Genomic DNA, 17704 nt, shown 5'->3' with positions numbered 1-17704 from the left:
TACGACCACATGAAGGAGTCGAGACGATGCGCGGATCCGGTCCGGATGGAGCCGTCACACCAGGGGTTACCCGGGGCGCCCACGCGGAACCCCGGCGCGGTCTGCTCGGCCGCCTCCCGATCGGCGCGAGGCGGCTGCTGTGGCCGCTCCTCGCTGCCGCCGTGGTCGCCGTACTGGTGACGGGTGTGATCGTCGTGGTGCAGCCGACCGGGCCGACGCCCGCCCCGGCGGCGACACAGGCGCTCGACGCGCCGCCGCCCGCGAGCCCGCAGCCCGGCGCGACCAGCGCGACCACGCCCGCCGCCACCACGAGCCCGGCGGGGGCGACGCCGACCCCGGCGCCGACGGCGAAGCCGACAACCGGGCGTCCGGTCGCTCCGGCGGCCCCGGTGGCGACCTCGAAGCGCAAGGGCGTCGGGGTGTGGAAGTTCGACGGCGTCAGCCAGGCGCTGGCGAACTCCGGGGCGAGTTGGTACTACACCTGGGACGTGGCCCACTCGGGCGTCACCAGCCCGAAGGGCGCCGAGTTCGTCCCGATGATCTGGGGGGCGAAGAGCGTCACCGCCAGCAACCTGCAACAGGCCAAGCAGAACGGCCGCTACCTGCTCGGGTTCAACGAGCCGGACCTGAAGGGTCAGGCGGAGATGACCGTCGAGCAGGCGTTGGAGCTGTGGCCGCAGTTGCAGGCCACCGGCCTTCCGCTGGGCAGCCCGGCGGTGGCCTGGGGCGGCGACCGGCCGGGCGAATGGCTCGACCGGTTCATGGCCGGGGCGAAGCAGCGCGGCTACCGCGTCGACTTCATCGCCCTGCACTGGTACGGCGGTGACTTCACCACCGCCAACGCGGTCAACCAGCTCAGGTCGTACCTGCAGGCCGTGCACGACCGGTACAAGCTGCCGGTCTGGCTCACCGAGTTCGCCCTGATCGACTTCTCCAACGGCGTCCGCTTCCCCACCCAGGCACAGCAGGCCGCGTTCCTCACCGCGGCGACCCGGATGCTGGGTGGGCTGTCCTGGCTCCAGCGGTACGCGTGGTTCGGCCTGCCCGCCACCGACAAGGACCAGACCGGGCTGTTTCGCACCGGCAGCACGGCGACCGCCGTCGGCCGCGCCTACCAGGCGGCGCGCTGAGCACGCCGACACCGCTGGCGCGGCGGCGGTGACGTGACCATACTCAGCCGACATGGAGAAGGCCCGTTCCGAGCTGGGTCGGGACCTGGCGCACGCGCTGCGTACCGGTCCGTTCTCGGCGGCCCTCCACCTCGCCATCGAGGACCGTGGCATGCGGCTGGAGGAGATCCAGGAGAAGCTGTCGACGGCCGGCGTCAGCGTCAGCCTCACCACGTTGAGTTACTGGCGACGCGGTCGCAGCCGGCCGGAACGCCCGGAGTCGATCAAAGCCGTCCGGCTCCTCGAAGCGATCCTGTCGCTGCCGGCCGAGTCGTTGATCGTCCAACTTGGCCCGCGCCGGCCTCGGGGCCGATGGCTGAGCCAACCACCCGGGACCATCGAGATCGACCGCCTCTTCAGTGACGGCACCAGCGTCGCCAAGATGGTGGCCGAGGTCGACCGGTGGCTGTACCACGAGTTGACCCGGCTCAGTCTGCACGACCTCTACGTGGTGGGCGATCGACGCCAGGAGATCAGCTTGACCTGCCGGCAGGTGCTCCGGGCCAACACCGACCGGGTCTCGCGGACCGTGGGCATCTTCCGCACCGACGACGTGACCGCCTCGACGCGGATCAACGCGGTCCGCAACTGCCGGCTCGGCCGGGTCCGCTCGGAGCACGGTTCCGGTCTGCTCGTCGCGGAGATCATCTTCGACCGGATGCTGGCACAGGGCGACACCGTGGTGATCGAGTACGAGTTCCTCAGCACCTCGCAGCTGCCGACCGACAACTACTACCGCGGGTTCTCCACCCCGGTCAGTGAGTACGTCCTCCAGGTGCAGTTCGACCACGACGCCGTACCGGCCCGCTGTCACCGCTTCGAGCGACGTGGCCTGCACGCGCCCGACCAGGGTGTGTGGGAGGCGTGGATCGGGTCCACCCACGGCGCCCACCTGATCGCCTCGGACGTCCCGCCGGGGATCGTCGGCATGCGCTGGGAGTGGGAGTGAGCGGCCAATGACCACTCACTCCCGTTCCCGTACCGCCTGTCAGCTCGCGCTGATCGTCACGTCGTCGATCACGAAGCTGGTCTGGTACGACCAGTCCTCCACTCCGTTGAACCTCAGCGCGGCGGTCTGCCCGGCGAACTGGCCGACGTTGATCACCTTCTCGACGTACCCGGAGGTCCTGTCCAGGTTCGAGTAGCTGGCCACCGTGGTGCCGCCGAGTGTGACGGTCAACCGGTCGTAGGCCAGGTTCTCGTACTCGGCGGTGGTGATCCGGATCCAGAACCGCAGCGTCGCGTTGGCACATCCGGCCGGGATCGTCACCGACTGCGACACGGTGTCGGTCTGCACCTGGCCGCCACCGTTGAGCCAGGCGTTACGGGCGCCGGAGCGTGCCGGGTACTGCGACCAGCTGCCGATCACGTTCGCCGTCGCGGTCCACGGTGAGGTGCCACTCTCGAAGCCCGGGTTGCCGACGACCTGCGCGGGCGTGCAGCCACCGCCGCCACTGGTCACCGTCCAGGTGAAGGTCGCCTGAGCCGTCCGGCCCGCCGCGTCGGTGACGGTAACCGTCACGTTCGAGGTGCCCGCCGTGGTGGCGCTGCCGGTGATCCGCCCGGTGGACGCGCCGATGCTGAGGCCGGCCGGCAGTCCCGAGGCGCTCCAGGTGTACGGGGTGGTGCCGCCGCTGCCCTGCACCTGCACGTCGACGGCCTGGCCGACAGCCGAGGTGCGGCTACCCGGGTTGGTCACCGTCGGGCTACCCGGGCCGGGGTCGGTGCCACCGATGAACCCGGTGTAGAGCAGGACGTTCGGCGAGCCGCTGCCCGGACTGGTGATCTTGCCGGTGGTGCCGTTGTCCACCAGCGCCGCCCGGACCTGGGCGGGAGTCGCACTGGGGTTCGCTCCCAGGTACAGCGCCGCCGCACCGGCCGTGTGCGGTGACGCCATCGAGGTGCCGGTCATCGTGGCGCTGCCGTTGTTGCTGGAGTAGGAGGCCGAGACGATGCTCGTGCCAGGGGCGAAGATGTCCAGGCAGGAGCCGTAGTTGCTGCTGCTGTTGCGTCCGTCGGAGCTGGTGCTGTTGCCGACCGTGATGGCCGCGGTGACCGCCTGCGGGCTGTAGTAGCAGGCGTCGTCCGAGGAGTTGCCGGCCGCCTGCACGAACTGCACACCCGAGCTGATCAGGCTGGTGACGGCGCTGTCCATCGCCTGGCTGGTGCACCGGCTGCCGCAGCCGATGCTGTAGTTGACGACCGCCGGCTTCTGCGCGTTGGCGCGTACCCAGTTGATCCCCGCGATCAGGTCGTCGTTCGTGCCGCTGCCCTGGCAGTTCAGCACCCGTACGGCGACCACGCCGGCCTTCTTCGCGATTCCGTACGTGGTGCCCACTGCGGTGCCGGCGACGTGCGTGCCGTGTCCGTGGCAGTCTTGCGGGGTGCTGTCGTTGTCCACCATGTCGGTGCCCTGCCGCACTCGGCCGGTGAACTCGTTGTGGTTGGCGTTGATGCCGGTGTCGAGGACGTAGACGGTGACCCCCTGGCCCGGGTTGGCCGGGTAGGTGAAGGTCTGGTTCAACGGCAGGTTGCGCTGGTCGATCCGGTCGTCTCCCCAGTTCGGCGGGTTGGTCTGGGTGTCCAGTACGCCGATGCGCTGGACCTGCTCGACGGACGCGACGGACGGGTCCGCGGCCAGTCGTTGCGCCTGCTTCGCCGACATGCTCACCGAGAAGCCGGGCAGGGCCGACGCGTAGACGTGTCGGGTCTGGCCACCGAAGCGGCCGGTCAGCTCACGGGCCTTGCTGTCGACGGCGGTGGCCGCCAACGCGGTGGACCTGAGCGTGACGATGTAGCGGTCGGCCACCGCGTTCGGTCCGTCCGCGTACGTGATGGTGCCGGTCGGCTCGGCCTGGGCCGGGCCACCGACGCCGATGGCTCCGGCCAGCGCCAGGACGAGCGCGAAGCCAGCGGCTGGGAGTCGTTGCAACACGGGTGATCTCCTCCAAGGTGCCGACTCCGCGATTCGCGTCCGGGTGACGCCGAATTCGGAGGGCTGTGCCGAAAGGTAGGAGGAGACGCGGCAGCGCGGACAGACCGGTTAACAATGATCGATGTTTCGTAACGTCAAAACTGTTTATGAGCTCCCACGTGAGATTTACGTCTGGTCGACGTGGTTCCGCCATGAGTGCTGCGGCTCGTACCCCAGCACCCGGCGGGCCTTGTCGATGCTGAGCAGCGTCTCGTTCTCACCCAGCTCCTTACGGATCTCGACGCCCGGGTAGACCTCGGCCATCAGGCTGGCGCTGGACCTGGTCATGACGGTGTCGGCGTTGGCGATGACGAAGACGTCGGCACCGGGCTGGTCGTGCGCGAGCGCGCGCTCGACCGCCTGGGCCCCGTCCCGGGCGTCGATGTAGCCCCACAGGTTCCACCGGCGCAGCTGCGGGTCGGCGTCGAACGAGGGGAACGGCGCGTAGTCCTCGACGTCCATCACATTGGAGAAGCGCAGCCCCACCATGACCAGCTCCGGGTCCCACCGGCAGAAGTGCCGGGCCATCTCCTCCTCCAGAGCCTTGTTCAACGAGTACGTCGACTCGGGCCGTGGCGCGTACTCCTCGTCGACCGGCGCGTACGGCGGTGGGGTGTCGAACGGCAGCCCGAGCACCGTCTCGCTCGACGCCCACACCACCCGCTTGATCCCGGCCGCCCGCGCCGCGGCGAACACGTTGTACGTCGCCGCCGAGTTGTTCGCGAACGTGGTCGCGTTCGACATCAGCCCGGGGGCCGGGATCGCCGCGAGGTGCACGACCGCGTCGACGCCGCCCGCGTGCTCGTCGGCGCCCCCGGTGAACGCCTCCACCACCTGCCCGTAGTCGGTCAGGTCGACCAGCAGGAACTCACCGTTCACGTCGCGGGGGTCGCGGCCGCCGACACGGTCGACCGCCAGGACGTCGACGCCCACGGCGCGCAGGTGCGCGACCACGGCGCGACCGAGTTTGCCGGTGGCACCGGTGACGACGACGCGCTCGGGCAGTACGGAATCGCTCATGCTGACATCTTCTCCGGCGAGGCGCGACGCCCCGGACGCGGGTGCGGACCGACCGCCTCCGAACAGCGGCACGACCCACGCCGGACACCACCACGCCGTTCACGCCGTAGGCAGCCAGCCGAGGGTCTTCATCGTGGAGAGGCTGGTCGCCTTGAGGCCACCGGCGGAGACGGTCCAGAGCACTCCGTCGACCACCAGTGACCGGCGGATCGGCGTCAGACCCTCGGGACCTCCCGTGTCCGACGTGTGGTCGACCGTGCCGACCTCGGTGAACCCGCCGTCGCCGGCTCGCAGGGCCACAGCCACGTTGCTCGGCCGGCCCGTGCCGTGGGCGGTCAGTGGGACCACTACCAGGCGTTCCGCCGGCCAGTAGAGGAACGCGTGCGGGTCGAACTCCGCCTCGGAGTGCCCCTGCCTGACGTGATACTGGGCGACCCTGGTCGGCTTGGCCGGGGAGGAGACGTCGAAGAGCGAGATCTGGGTGCCCTGGATACGGCCCTGGCCGGACGCCTCCTGCCCGACACCGAGCAGCCGTCCTTCGCCGACCGGATGCAGGTACGCCGAATACCCGTTGATCTTCAACTCGCCGGTCACCTTCGGCGCCCCCGGATCACGCAGATCGACTGTGTAGAGCGGGTCGGTCTGCCGGAAGGTGACGACGTACCCGGTGCCAGCGACGAACCGTACCGCGTATATCCGTTCCCCCTTGCCCAGACCGGTGACCTTTCCGACCTGGGTCAGCGCCGTGCCGTCGGCACGCAGGACATACACGCTGGACGTCGAGTTCGGCCTGTCGCCCCAGGTACGGCCACTGGTGGTGGCCACTCTCAGATGCCCGTCCCACTTGGACATGGCGTACTGGTTGACGAGCCAGCCCGATACGGACGCGGCGGCGACGTATCGCGGGGCACCGGTGCCAGTGATGTCGAACTGGTAGATCTCGGTGGTCTCGTCCCTGGGATCCGGTGCGATGTTCCGCGCGGTCAGAATCGGCAGCACCCGCCAGCGCTGATCGTTGGCGACGTACAGCCGGGGTCCGTTGCTGTAGACGGTGTCGCCGTCGGCGATCACGGTGACCGGGTCGCCAGCACCGAGCGCGGCCGCACCGAGATCGAAACTGAGCACGGTCACCAGCGACGTGCCGGAGTAGACGGCTGGCCGGCTCACCCGGTCGCAGCCGACCCGTCCGGCGCTGGTTCGCCCGCCGGAGGTGACCTCGTACCGGGGCAGCCAGTCGTCGGCGGTGGCGTTGTCGATGATCTCACGGTTGGCGGTGGTGCGCTGCTCATCGGTGGCCCGTTCCCGATGCGGAAAGTTCAGCCGGGGCGCGGAGCGGACCACGACCCGGACCGTTGTGCCGACCTGGCGGGCGTCCACCAGATTGCCGTCGATCCGATATTCGCCGATGATCTTCGGCTGGCCGGACAGGTCGACCATTATCAGCTGAGGGCCGACGATGCCGTCCGGCGCCGGGGCGTCCACGACCCGCCCGCCCCCCTCGGAGACGGCCGGTTGAAACCTCCCGGCCCACCCGTCGCGGCGCAGCACCAGCGCCCGGTCACCGTGCAGCAGCAGGGCGTCCTCGACCCCGCCGAACTGATCGGCGCCCGGCGTCAGGTCCAGCTCTCCGGTCAGCCGGCGGGTGGCCGGGTCGACCACGTACAGCGTGCCGTGCTGCACCGTGACGATCCGCCTGCCGTCGGTCTTGACCAGGTCCGGTTCATCGGCCCCGGCCTCGTGCCTGTTGGTGCCCGAGTAGCCGGGGGCGGCGGCTGTGGACGCCGCATCCGCAGCCCCCGCCGCGGCGGGCGCCGCTCGTTCGGCGCTGCCGAAGGCGAGCGCGTCCCCGTTCGGCCCGAACCCCCAGGGCCCGACGTACGCGCTGGCAGCCGTCTTCAGCTGCCGCAGCGCCTCCGCGCAGGAGTCGAACGCGACGAGCCGGAACCCGCCAGCCGGCACTCCCCGGTCAGGTGGCGGCGCGGGGGCCGGCTCCGCCGTACAGCCGGTGACCAGCGCCAGGCCGGCGGCCAGGGCCAGTCCCATGACGCGAGCCGGCGTCACGACTCGGGGGGCGCCGTTGGCGGCCGTTGGCTGGGGTACGTGGGCGCTGCTACGCGTCATGCCCCCTACGACGTTGGCTGCCCTGGGCTGGGTTCCCGGGGTGCGAACCTCGAGCCGAGCAATCGACAGGGGTTCGAGCGTCGGTCGCACCACCGCGACGGCCCGGCGAGGCCGGCCGGACCGGCACGACACCTTGTCGCGAAGGATTGAATGGTGGTTCAATCCTTGCGTGGCGTACCGAAGCACCGAGCGGATGAAGGCTCGGCTGACCGCCTCCCGAGAACGGATCATCGCCGCGGCCCTGGCGATCATGGCCGCGCACGGGTACGCCGGCTGCTCGGTCGCCGCCGTCGCCGAACGGGCCGGTGTGGCGACCGGCAGCGTCTACCGCCACTTCCCGACCAAGGCCAATCTGTTCGCCGAGGTGTTCCGTACGGCTTCGCAGCGCGAGGTGGACGCCGTCGCGCGCGCCGCAGCGCTGGAGACCTCCGCCGCCAAGCAGATGGCCGCCGTCGTCGAGACGTTCTCCCGCCGCGCCCTGCAGTCCCCACGGTTGGCGTATGCCCTGCTCGCCGAGCCGGTCGACCCGGCGGTCGACGCCGAGCGGCTCGTCTTCCGCCGCGCGTACGCCGAACTGATCGCCGGGTACGTCGCGGCCGGTGTGGCGAGCGGTGAACTGCCCTCGCAAGATGCGGAGCTGACCGCGACCGCGCTGGTCGGCGCCCTGGCCGAGGCCATGGTCGGTCCGCTGGCCGCAGGGGTCGCCGGCCCGGAGACCATTTCAGCCCTGATCGCCTTCAACCATCGCGCGCTGGGAGTATCGCCGTGACGACACACGAGGTCTTCAACCAGGTTCCCCCGCTCGCCGGCTACGACGCGGCGGACGACCCGGCACTGCTCGACGGGCTCGAGCGGGAGGGCGCCGGCTGGGCCGCCGCCGAGCTGCGGGAACTCGGCCGCCTGGGCGGCGCTGAGCGGGCCATCGAGTACGGGCGGCTGGCCAACGAACATCCGCCGGTCCTGCGCACCCACGACCGCTACGGCCATCGCATCGACGAGGTGGAGTTCCACCCCGCCTGGCACGAGCTGATGCGCACCGCGGTCACGTACGGCCTGCATGCCGCGCCATGGGCGGACGCCCGACCGGGCGCACACGTGGCCCGGGCCGCCAAGTTCTACACGTGGCGGCCCGACGCCGGCCACGGCTGCCCGATCTCGATGACCTACGCAGCAGTGCCCGTGCTGCGGCACAACCCGGAGCTGGCCGCGCGGTACGAGCCGCTGCTCACCGCCACGACGTACGACTTCGGGCTGCGTCCGCCGCTGGGCAAGCAGGGGCTGCTGGCGGGCATGTCGATGACGGAGAAGCAGGGCGGCTCGGACGTGCGCGCCAACACCACCACCGCTCGCCCTGAGCCGGACGGGACCTACCGGCTCGTCGGGCACAAGTGGTTCACGTCGGCGCCGATGTGCGACATCTTCCTCACCCTCGCCCAGGCACCAGAGGGAATCACCTGCTTTCTCGTCCCGCGTGTCCTTCCCGACGGCACCCGCAACCCGATGCGGCTGATGCGCCTCAAGGACAAGCTGGGCAACCGGTCCAACGCCTCGGCGGAGGTGGAATACGAGCAGGCGGTCGCCTGGCGTGTCGGAGACGAGGGCCGTGGCGTACGCACGATCATCGACATGGTCAACCTGACCCGCCTCGACTGCGTCATCGGCGCGGCGGCCGGGATGCGCCAAGGCGTGATCACCGCAGCCCACCACGCCACCCACCGGCAGACCTTTGGCCGGTACCTCATCGACCAACCACTGATGCGAAACGTGCTCGCCGACCTCGCGGTCGAGTCCGAGGCCGCCACCGTCCTCATGATGCGCCTCGCCGGAGCGACTGACCGATCCGCGCGCGGCGACGCCAGTGAGACCGCGTTCAAACGGCTCGCCCTCGCCGTCGGCAAGTACTGGGTCTGCAAGCGCTGGCCGGCACACGCCGCAGAGGCCCTCGAATGCCTGGGCGGCAACGGCTACGTCGAGGAGTCCGGCATGCCGCGGCTGTTCCGCGAGTCGCCGCTGAACTCGATCTGGGAGGGCTCCGGCAACGTCGCCGCCCTGGACGTCCTGCGTGCTCTCGTCAAGGAACCCCAGGTCATGGAGGCGTTCCAGGCCGAGGTGAGCGCCGCTGCCGGCACCGACGCACGGCTCGACGCCGCGGTCCGCCAGGTGCGCGCCGACCTGTCCGACCTCGACGACCTCGAACTGCGGGCCCGCCGCATCGTCGAACGACTCGCCCTGGTGCTGCAGGGCTCGCTGCTGGTGCGGCACGGCCACCCCGCCGTCGCCGACGCCTTCTGCGCGTCCCGGCTCGGCGGCGACCACGGCCAGGCGTACGGCACCCTGCCGAGCGGCGTCGACTTCGCCGCGATCATCTCTCGCGCCACCCCCAAGGTGAGCTGACGCGCGGAGAACGGCGAGGAACTCCTCAAGCTACGAGCCGCGGCGCTGCCTGTCACCGGCACTCACCGGTTCGATCAACTGCCGGAACTCCTTCGGAAGCTGGGCCACCGCGCCCTCGAACTCGTCACGGGAAACAGCCTCACGGAGCGTGGTGAGCACCGCGCTGACCCCGGCACCGGCGAGCGCACGATCGATGGCGGGGTGGTCCGCCACCCGCCGCACGAACTCGTCGAGCCCGAACGACTTGGCATGTTCCTCCCTTCTGTGCGGTGGCGGTTTACGCAAGTGATCGTCAAGCCCTCCGGGAAGCTGATAGGCAATGTCCTCAGCCTGGCCGGCGCTGATCCGATCGCCCAATGTCTCCAGCGTGGCGCGGGTGAGTGTCGCCGCCTGATCGGTCGACACCTTTGCCCGGGTGGCCACGGCGTTGATGAAATCCTCGTACTCCACCTGATTCTCCTCTCCAACTGGTACCTCGACAGCCTCCTGGGCCGGGGGGTGACCCTGCCTCATCCCCATCGGGCGAATCACCAAGCCCCGTTACGGCGACAACCTCGACATTCCGATGGTTCGGCACGGACGGCCGCGCTCAACCGGCCATGCGCCCCATTCGGACCGGAACGGACCGGCGGGTGCGTAACGTGCAGGGGTAACCCCCTGTCGCGACGAGGAGACTTCATGTCCAAGCCACCGCTTCCCGAGGCCGCGGTCGCCATGCTCCAGAAGCCGAACCCCGCCGTCATGACCACCCTTCGCAACGGTGGCCAGCCGGTGTCCGCCGCCACCTGGTACCTGTGGGAGGACGGCCGGATCCTGGTGAACATGGACGAGAGCCGCCGCCGGCTGGAGCACGTCCGCAACGACCCCCGGGTGTCCCTCACCGTGCTCGACGAGGCCGGCTGGTACACCCACGTCAGCATCATCGGGCACGTCGCCGAGCTGCGCGCCGACGAGGGCCTCGCGGACATCGACCGGCTGTCGAAGCACTACACGGGCAACGCGTACCCCCGCCGGGAACGTGCCCGGGTCAGCGCCCTGATCGAGATCGACCGCTGGCACGGTTGGGGCGCGCAGAAGGACAACAACCAGGTCGGCTGACCGCTGCCGCCCGCGCTTGTCGCCCTGACGGCTGCCGTCAGGGCGACAAGGGCGACAGCCGTCAGGGCGTCAGGGCGGTGGCGGACCGGGCGCCGACGCGGGTCACCAGGTAGCCGAAGGCCGCCGCGGTGAAGAACATGACGATGCCGTAGACGGCGCCCGGGATCGCCATCTGGGTGCTGTTGAGCAGCGCCGGGCTGAGCGCGATCGTGATGGCCAGGGTGCTGTTGTGGATGCCGATCTCGAACCCGGCGGCCGTCGCGGCGCTCCGGTCGACACCGGCGAGGCGCGGCACCCCGTACCCGATGGCGAGGCTGAGCAGGTTGAAGGCGAGCACGGCCAGGCCGACCGAGACGAAGTAGTCGGCGATGTTCTCCCGCTCGCCGAGCACCGCGCCGGCGATCACCGCGACGAGTACGACGACGGAGAGGATCCGGACCGGGCGGTTCAGCCGCTCGGCCACCTGAGGCATCCGCGCCCGGATGAGCATGCCGATTGCGACCGGGACGAGCACGATGGCGAAGACCTGGAGCACCTTGTCGAACTGGAGGCCGATGCTCCTGCCCTCGGGCAGGAAGTACGCCGCCGACAGGTTGACCAGGATCGGCAGGGTGAAGACGGCGAGGACCGAGTTGATGGCGGTCAGGGTGATGTTCAGCGCCACGTGGCCGCCGAACAGGTGGCTGTAGAGGTTGGCAGTGGTGCCGCCCGGTGATGCGGCCAGCAGCATCATGCCGACGGCCAGCTCGGGTGCCAGGTCGAACGCGAGGACGATGCAGAAGCAGAGCGCCGGCAGCACCAGCACCTGGCAGACCAGGGCGATGACGGCGGCTCGTGGATGGTGGGCCACCCGGCGGAAGTCCGCCATGGTCAGTCCGAGACCCAGACCGAGCATGATGATGCCGAGGGCGATGGGCAGTCCGATCAGAGTCACCGCGGAGTCCATGGCACAACATCGTTACCACCCGGTAACGCCGTCACAATCCTCCATGTGGCTGGACGGCTCTTGACCCCGGAGGGTGATCGGCTTAACTTCATCAATCAGATAAGTCTCTTAACTAATTCTGCTTGATGTCTCGTGGGAGTGTGCCGATGCGACCATTCCGCCACCGCCGTCTCACCGCCGTTGTCGCCCTGGCGACAGTGCTGGTCACCGCCGCACCGCCCACCGCCGCCAGCGCCGGTGACAACCACCAGCGTCGCACCGGTTACCACCGGGTCGGCTACTTCACCCAATGGGGCATCTACGGCCGGGCCTTCCCGGTCAAGAAGCTCGAAACCTCCGGGGCGGCGAGCCGCCTCACCCACCTCAACTACGCTTTCGGCAACGTCAGCGAGGACGGCCGCTGCTATGTGGACGGTGGGCCGGGTGAGGGCGACGCCTGGGCCGACTACCAGCGCCCCGTACCGGCCGAGGAGAGCGTCGACGGCGTCGCGGACGCACCGGGCCAGGCGCTCAACGGCAACTTCGGCCAGCTCGCCAAGCTCAAGGCCAAGCACCCCAAACTGAAGGTGCTGATCTCGCTGGGTGGCTGGAGCTGGTCGACGTACTTCTCGAACGCGGCCCGCACCGACGCCTCCCGCAAGGCGTTCGTCACGTCCTGCATCGACCTCTACCTCAAGGGCAACCTGCCCGGCGGTGACGGCGCCGCCGGCGGCCCGGGTGCCGCCGCCGGCGTCTTCGACGGCATCGACCTCGACTGGGAGTGGCCCAACTGGGAGGGTGAGCCCGGCAACGTCATCCGCCCGGAGGACCGGGAGAACTTCACCAAACTGCTCGCCGAGTTCCGCCGCCAGCTCGACGCGTACGGGCGCACGACCCGCGCGCACCACCCGCTGACCGCGTTCCTGCCGGCCAGCCCGGCCACCATGGACGCCGGCTACGAGGGCCGCAAGATCTTCAAGTACCTGGACTTCGCCACAGTGCAGGGGTACGACTTCCACGGCGGCTGGGACGCGCGGGCCAACCAGCAGTCGGCGCTGCGCGTCCCGGCGGGCGCACCGGACAACCCGGACTTCTCCGTCGAGGTGGCCATCGACGGCTGGATCGCCCGTGGCGCGCCACGCGACAAGCTCGTGCTCGGCATCCCCTACTACGGTCGCGGCTGGACCGGCATCACCGGCGGCGGCAACGGCCTGTTCCAGCCGGCCACCGGGCCCGCACCGGCCACCTTCGAGGCCGGGTACGAGGACTACAAGCAGCTCAAGACCCTGGCCGGTAACGGCTACACAGTGCACCGCGACCTGCGCGCCGGGCACGCCTGGTTGTTCGACGGTACGACGTTGTGGACGTACGACGATCCGGCGGTCGTCTTGCAGAAGACGCTCTACATCCGACGGGCCGGTCTGGCCGGCGCCATGATCTGGTCGCTCGACGGCGACGACGACAACGCCACGCTCACCAAGACGATCGGCCTCGGCCTGACCACCTGGTAGCCGTACCCGACCCAACCGGTCCCGCCGCCGGCCGACTCCTCGGCCGGCCGGCGGGACCGGGCCGCGACCCGTCAGGAGGTGTGTGCCCCGCAGTGGGCACTGCCGCCGCGTCACGCCGTCGGGCTGCTGTTACCCGACGTGCCAAGGTGGATGTCGACGTCGGCGGCCCCGGTCATCTGGTCGTACGCCTTGGTCTTGAGCCGGTTGGTCTGCAGCTCGCCGTCGAGCAGCGCCGCCCGCAGAGCCTCCGCGTCCGTGATCTCCTTGCTGGTCACCGCGTCGGCCGCGGTCGTCGCACCCTGCACGACCTCCAGGTGAGTGCCGTCGGTGGGCATCAGCTCGGCCCACTTCGCCAGGCAGTAGATCCGCTCCGGCACCTCCTGGCACTCGCTGGTCAGGTCCGGCATCTCGTCGCCGGTGCCGAGGTGGCTGGTGCGGAACGCGCCCAGTTCGTCGACGAACGCGGCCAGTTGCTGCTCCACCGCCGGCGCGAGCCGGGTCGCCACGGCCTTGCCGAAGATCCACCGCAGCGCGGCCAGCTCCATCCCGGCCCGCACCGGGAGGTAGAGCTTCGCCCAACTGGCGTTGAGGAAGTCACTCGGGTCGCGCTCGGGGGCGCGGGCGTCACCGGCTGACCACCAGCCGGGGTACGACACGAACGAGGCGCGCTCCCAGTCGAAGACGCGGTGCCAGAACTCGATCTCCCACGCCTCGTCCCGCACGCTGGCCGGGAAGTGCGCCTCGACGATCTGCGAGACCATCTCGTTGACCGGCGAGAACCCGCCGCGCAGCCGCGCCTCGAACTCGTCAGCGGCCTCCTCGGCCGCCACCAGCGCGGCGTCACGCTTGTCCTGCCAGTCCTGCAGGTCCGTCAGATAGCCCGCGACCAGCGCGTTGTAGGCGGCGTCGTCGGCGTTCTCGGCGACCAGCGTCGGGGTACGCCGGAACGTGGCGGCGAGCTGCACGTCGGCGCCGGGACCGGCGAGCCAGCTGGCCGCGCCGACGTGGATGCGTACCCGCAGTGCGGGCTGACCGTTGGCGTCGGTGACCACCGGAACGCCGACCACCCGAGCCGCGATGCCCGAGGGCGGCCGGCGGGTGATCAGAGTCAGGTTCTGCCGAATGGTCTCGATGTCGCCGTCCCACTCCCAACCGCTGTCGAAGGCGACGTCGATGTCGTAGTCGGCGCTCATGTCGCCGGTGAATCCCCACTTGTCGAGTGTGACCACCGGGGAGTAGATGGTGCGGGTCTCCACGGCGGCCGGCACGCCGGGCGCCGGGGGCACCGGCTTGACCGGCATGGTGGGCAGCGCGGCGAGAGCGTTGTCTCTGATCCGCTGGCGCCCGTCGGTGATTTTCTTGGCGAACGCCAGCGCCGGGTCCTTCACCGTCGGCGCCCAGCACACCCGGGCGCCGTACCGTTCGTGGGCCAGCTCCAGCCGCTGCAGCACCTTGAAGTAGTGCAGCGTGATCGGCGTCACCCGGTTGGGGTTGCGTACGGTCCGCTTCGAGGTCGACTCCATGCCGGTCTCGCTCACCAGCTTGAAGTCGGTCTTGTGCTGGGTGCGGTAGCGGGCGGCGACCTTGGAGGTGGCGGTCTGGCTGTCCTTGACCGCACGGCGGCTGGTCTCCTGGCTGGCCGCCGTCACGCTGCGCGTGTAGCCGATCGTGTGGCTGGCGTTGAAGGTGCCCCAGACGCCGGTCGGGCTGGTGTACTGGCCGGTGTGGCTGGCGTTGAGCCCCCAGGTGTCGGTCAGCGACTTCTGCCGCTCGAAGCCCTCCTGCAGCTCCGTGGTGAGCGCGCTGGTCAGCTCGACGTCGGTCTGCTTCTCCGTCTCGTCCTGCTCCTCCAGGGTCAGCTCACGCTTGGTGTAGGTGCGCTGCTCCAGCACCGCCTCCTCGCCGGGCGCGAGCGCCAGCGCGTAGACGTGCTCACCGAGCGCGAAGCCCACCGGCCGGATCCGGGTCCGGTCGAGGAACGCGATGCCCACGTCGGACTGGAGCAGGCCGGCGACGAACTCCGCCTCCTGGTCACCGAGGAGGCTTTGGCGCCGGGCCGGCGGCTCCCGGTTGGTCATGCCCGAGTCCTGTCCCGGCAGCGCCGCCTCGGCGGCGTCCATGTCGTTGGCCTTCCACAGCCCCGACAGGCCGAGTTCCTTGAGCAGGTGCGGCAGCCGGTCATGGGAGAGCCCGCCGTACCGCATCGCCTCGATCAGCGCCTGTTTGACGTAGAACGGCAGCAGGGGCGTCTCCCCGTCGTCGAAGGTGAGCTGGACCGGCACGAAGTAGTTGGAGTAGACGTAGCGGTCGGAGTGCGCGGTGCTGAACCCCAGCGTCGCCAGGTCCGCGTCGGCGACGACGACTTCACCCATCGGTGCTCCTCTAAAGTGGCAGTTTGAACAGGGTTTGCAGACCCTGGTACGTCATCTCGTGCGAGGTGACGAAGAACCCGGGAAACAACTGGCTGAGGGCGGCCTGCCGGACGACGGTCTCCCGCACGGCGTGCGCCGTCAGCTCCTCCAGGCCGGCGACGACCTCAGCCGGCACCCCGCCCTTCTTGGCCCGCTTGTAGGCGTCCGCGATCGCCTCCCAGCGACCGTCGAACGCCTCACCGAGGTCGTCGGCGACAGTGCCCCACGTCTTCTCGAAGCGCTCCAGCTTCGTCGACGCCGTCCAGTCCACGTTGGTGACCCGGGCCGCCTCCGAGTCGACCAACAGCAGGTCGCTGCGGAGCTCACCGACGGTCGTGGACGCCTTCCACCCGAACCGCTCGGCGAGGTGAGCGGCCAACGCCTTTTCCGCGCCGGCAGTGGACGGGCTCCGGGTGAACCCGACGAGGCGCAGCAGCAGGTCACGGTCCGGATGGTTGAGCAGGAGCTGGGCGACCGTCTGCCGTAGCACCGCGTCGGAGCCGCGCACTGCCGCAGCCAGCTCCGGGTTGGCCGCGCGGACCGCCTCGACGACAGTGGCGAGCGACTTCTCCGCGAACGGCTGCAACCCCGGTGAGCCAGCGACCAACTGGGCGGTCTCGGCGGCCATCCGCCGGTGTACCTGTTGGCCGAGCCGCCAGGGTTGCGCCTGCCCGGCCTTGCGCAGCGCGCGGAACTCCTCGTACGCGGCGGTCTGCAACGCCCGGTTGAACACTGTGGTCAGGCGCTGCTCGAGCTGGCGGGCGATGGCGGCCCGCACTGCGGCGGCCCGGATGTCGCGGGGGGTCTTGGGCGGTTTGAGCTCGCGCAGGTCCTCGACTCGCTTGATGATCTCGTCGAGCGCCTGGTTCAGCTCCGTTCGGCTGGCCGAGCGACCGGCCGACGACACCGTCTCCGACATGCACGCCATCAGGACCGGCTTGCCGTCGGCGCTGATCAGCGCGCTGAGCCGGGCTCCCGCACCCGCCCCGGCGAACGCCTCGGCGTGCGCGGCCTGGTTGAACACGGTCAGGGTCAGCTCGGCGTCGACGAGCAGCGTCCGGCCCTGCCGGAACAACGCGTCGAGCACCTTCGGCGGAAACAGGGTACGCAGCACGGCCAGGCCTACCTGTGGCGTGGCCAGCAGTGCCGCCCGGCCGATCGCGACGAGCAGCGCGGCGATCTGGGTGGTCAGGAGACGGACCTCGGCGGCGGCCTCCCGAACGCCCACGATCAGCAGCGGCACGTACCGGATCGCGGCGCGCACCGCCACGCCACCGAGCAGCCGGACCAGTTGGACCAGGCCGGTCAGCACCTGGAACAGGTCGCCGGCGATCCGGCCGAGCAGCCGGCCGGCGGCGAACGGGTCGAGTTCCTCCAGGTGCCGCCCGAATTCCGCCGCCCAGCCACGCCAGAGCGTCAGCAGCCGCTCGGGCACGGTGCTCGGGTCCAGCACGGCCACGACGCCGGCCAGCGCCTCGCGGACGACGGTGGCCTGCTCGGCGAGACGTTGCAGACCGGCCCGGGGGTCCACGGTGAGCACGATCAGGGTGGTCAGCTGCTCCTGCTGGAGGCGACCGACCAGCTGCACGAGTTTGCCGAGGTCGACCACCACCGTCGCGAACGACTCCCCGACGCCCACCAGGAAGCCGTCGAGGAACAGCTTCGGATTGATGCCGTTCCAGGCCGCGTAGTGGCGCATCGCGTCGAGCAGCGCGGGGTCGAGGCCGAGCAGGAATCGTCGGAACGCGCCGTCCCCGTCAACATCGGAGGCCGCCAGGTCGAAGAACGCCTCGGCCAGCCCGAGCCTCGCCAGCATCGCGACCAGGTCCCAGACGTTGTCGGCCGAGATCCGGCCGGTCATCGCCTGCAACACCCGGTCGCGGGTCATCGAGCGGGTGGCGTGCGCGTCTACCCAGTACCGCACGGTCAGCGCGACGAACTCCACCCGCGGGTCCTGGGTCCGTACGCCGTAGACCGCCGCCCGGTTCTCGGCGGACACCCGCGGCACACTGAACCAGTCCCGGATCATGACGGCCTCACCCGTCGGCTGCCCCAAACTTCCCACCTCCTCCGGCGCAGTG

General features: G+C 70.2%; 13 protein-coding genes. 6 read left to right on the top strand and 7 right to left on the bottom strand.

Going from position 1 to position 17704, the window contains the following annotated elements; genetic code table 11:
• The first annotated feature begins 26 nt into the window (after window positions 1–26).
• Window positions 27–1130 (top strand): glycoside hydrolase family protein, encoded by a 1104-nt coding sequence (locus tag NIE79_RS01880; protein WP_238676855.1) that lies wholly within the window; start codon window positions 27–29, stop codon window positions 1128–1130.
• Window positions 1131–1182: 52 nt separating this feature from the next.
• Window positions 1183–2118 (top strand): hypothetical protein, encoded by a 936-nt coding sequence (locus tag NIE79_RS01875; protein WP_238676854.1) that lies wholly within the window; start codon window positions 1183–1185, stop codon window positions 2116–2118.
• A gap of 39 nt (window positions 2119–2157) precedes the next feature.
• On the opposite strand, the gene NIE79_RS01870 is transcribed toward NIE79_RS01875, so the two are convergent.
• From NIE79_RS01870 to NIE79_RS01860, 3 genes are all read right to left on the bottom strand, one after another.
• Window positions 2158–4104, bottom strand: coding sequence for a S8 family peptidase (locus NIE79_RS01870; RefSeq protein WP_238676853.1), 1947 nt, complete (start codon window positions 4102–4104; stop codon window positions 2158–2160).
• 165 nt (window positions 4105–4269) lie between these two features.
• A complete protein-coding gene (locus tag NIE79_RS01865; RefSeq protein ID WP_238676852.1) occupies window positions 4270–5163 on the bottom strand; it encodes an NAD-dependent epimerase/dehydratase family protein in 894 nt (297 codons plus the stop codon).
• 99 nt (window positions 5164–5262) lie between these two features.
• Entirely contained in the window at window positions 5263–7206 is a 1944-nt protein-coding gene (locus NIE79_RS01860; protein WP_238676851.1) for a beta-propeller domain-containing protein, read from the bottom strand.
• A 247-nt stretch (window positions 7207–7453) separates the two neighbouring features.
• On the opposite strand from NIE79_RS01860, the gene NIE79_RS01855 reads away from it, so the two are divergent.
• Window positions 7454–8053 (top strand): TetR/AcrR family transcriptional regulator, encoded by a 600-nt coding sequence (locus NIE79_RS01855; protein WP_238676850.1) that lies wholly within the window; start codon window positions 7454–7456, stop codon window positions 8051–8053.
• A complete protein-coding gene (locus NIE79_RS01850) occupies window positions 8050–9678 on the top strand; it encodes an isovaleryl-CoA dehydrogenase (protein ID WP_238676849.1) in 1629 nt (542 codons plus the stop codon). The genes NIE79_RS01855 and NIE79_RS01850 overlap by 4 nt, the downstream gene beginning before the upstream one ends.
• A gap of 30 nt (window positions 9679–9708) precedes the next feature.
• Here the strand turns inward: NIE79_RS01850 and NIE79_RS01845 are convergent, their stop codons facing one another.
• On the bottom strand, window positions 9709–10128 hold the full coding sequence (locus NIE79_RS01845; protein ID WP_238676848.1) for a DUF2267 domain-containing protein: 420 nt from the start codon (window positions 10126–10128) through the stop codon (window positions 9709–9711).
• A gap of 228 nt (window positions 10129–10356) precedes the next feature.
• Between NIE79_RS01845 and NIE79_RS01840 the strand changes: the two genes are divergently transcribed.
• A complete protein-coding gene (locus NIE79_RS01840) occupies window positions 10357–10776 on the top strand; it encodes a PPOX class F420-dependent oxidoreductase (protein WP_238676847.1) in 420 nt (139 codons plus the stop codon).
• Between the two features lie 61 nt (window positions 10777–10837).
• Here NIE79_RS01840 and NIE79_RS01835 read toward each other — a convergent pair whose 3' ends face one another.
• Window positions 10838–11722: a bile acid:sodium symporter family protein gene (locus NIE79_RS01835; protein WP_238676846.1), complete on the bottom strand. Its 885-nt coding sequence runs from the start codon at window positions 11720–11722 to the stop codon at window positions 10838–10840.
• A 146-nt stretch (window positions 11723–11868) separates the two neighbouring features.
• Here NIE79_RS01835 and NIE79_RS01830 point away from each other — a divergent pair, with 146 nt between their 5' ends.
• Window positions 11869–13212 carry a glycoside hydrolase family 18 protein gene (locus NIE79_RS01830; protein ID WP_238676845.1) on the top strand — a complete coding sequence of 448 codons (1344 nt, stop codon included), beginning with the start codon at window positions 11869–11871 and terminating at the stop codon, window positions 13210–13212.
• A gap of 110 nt (window positions 13213–13322) precedes the next feature.
• Here NIE79_RS01830 and NIE79_RS01825 read toward each other — a convergent pair whose 3' ends face one another.
• On the bottom strand, window positions 13323–15584 hold the full coding sequence (locus tag NIE79_RS01825; RefSeq protein WP_238676844.1) for a hypothetical protein: 2262 nt from the start codon (window positions 15582–15584) through the stop codon (window positions 13323–13325).
• Window positions 15585–15594: 10 nt separating this feature from the next.
• Entirely contained in the window at window positions 15595–17688 is a 2094-nt protein-coding gene (locus NIE79_RS01820; RefSeq protein ID WP_238676843.1) for a hypothetical protein, read from the bottom strand.
• Between the last annotated feature and the right edge of the window lie 16 nt (window positions 17689–17704).

Source organism: Micromonospora trifolii, assembly GCF_022229005.1.
In the GTDB taxonomy this organism is placed as follows: Bacteria; Actinomycetota; Actinomycetes; order Mycobacteriales; family Micromonosporaceae; genus Micromonospora; species Micromonospora trifolii.
The sequence above is the reverse complement of the archived record's forward strand: the minus strand, read 5'-3'. Positions and strand labels throughout refer to the sequence as shown.

What these genes read in the sequence shown, in the direction of transcription:
- NIE79_RS01830 (WP_238676845.1), top strand. Translation starts at nt 11,869, where the DNA reads ATGCGACCATTCCGCCACCGCCGTCTCACCGCCGTTGTCGCCCTGGCG.
- NIE79_RS01880 (WP_238676855.1), top strand. Translation starts at nt 27, where the DNA reads ATGCGCGGATCCGGTCCGGATGGAGCCGTCACACCAGGGGTTACCCGG.
- NIE79_RS01865 (WP_238676852.1), bottom strand. Translation starts at nt 5,163, where the DNA reads ATGAGCGATTCCGTACTGCCCGAGCGCGTCGTCGTCACCGGTGCCACC.
- NIE79_RS01825 (WP_238676844.1), bottom strand. Translation starts at nt 15,584, where the DNA reads ATGGGTGAAGTCGTCGTCGCCGACGCGGACCTGGCGACGCTGGGGTTC.
- NIE79_RS01875 (WP_238676854.1), top strand. Translation starts at nt 1,183, where the DNA reads ATGGAGAAGGCCCGTTCCGAGCTGGGTCGGGACCTGGCGCACGCGCTG.
- NIE79_RS01840 (WP_238676847.1), top strand. Translation starts at nt 10,357, where the DNA reads ATGTCCAAGCCACCGCTTCCCGAGGCCGCGGTCGCCATGCTCCAGAAG.
- NIE79_RS01860 (WP_238676851.1), bottom strand. Translation starts at nt 7,206, where the DNA reads ATGGGACTGGCCCTGGCCGCCGGCCTGGCGCTGGTCACCGGCTGTACG.
- NIE79_RS01835 (WP_238676846.1), bottom strand. Translation starts at nt 11,722, where the DNA reads ATGGACTCCGCGGTGACTCTGATCGGACTGCCCATCGCCCTCGGCATC.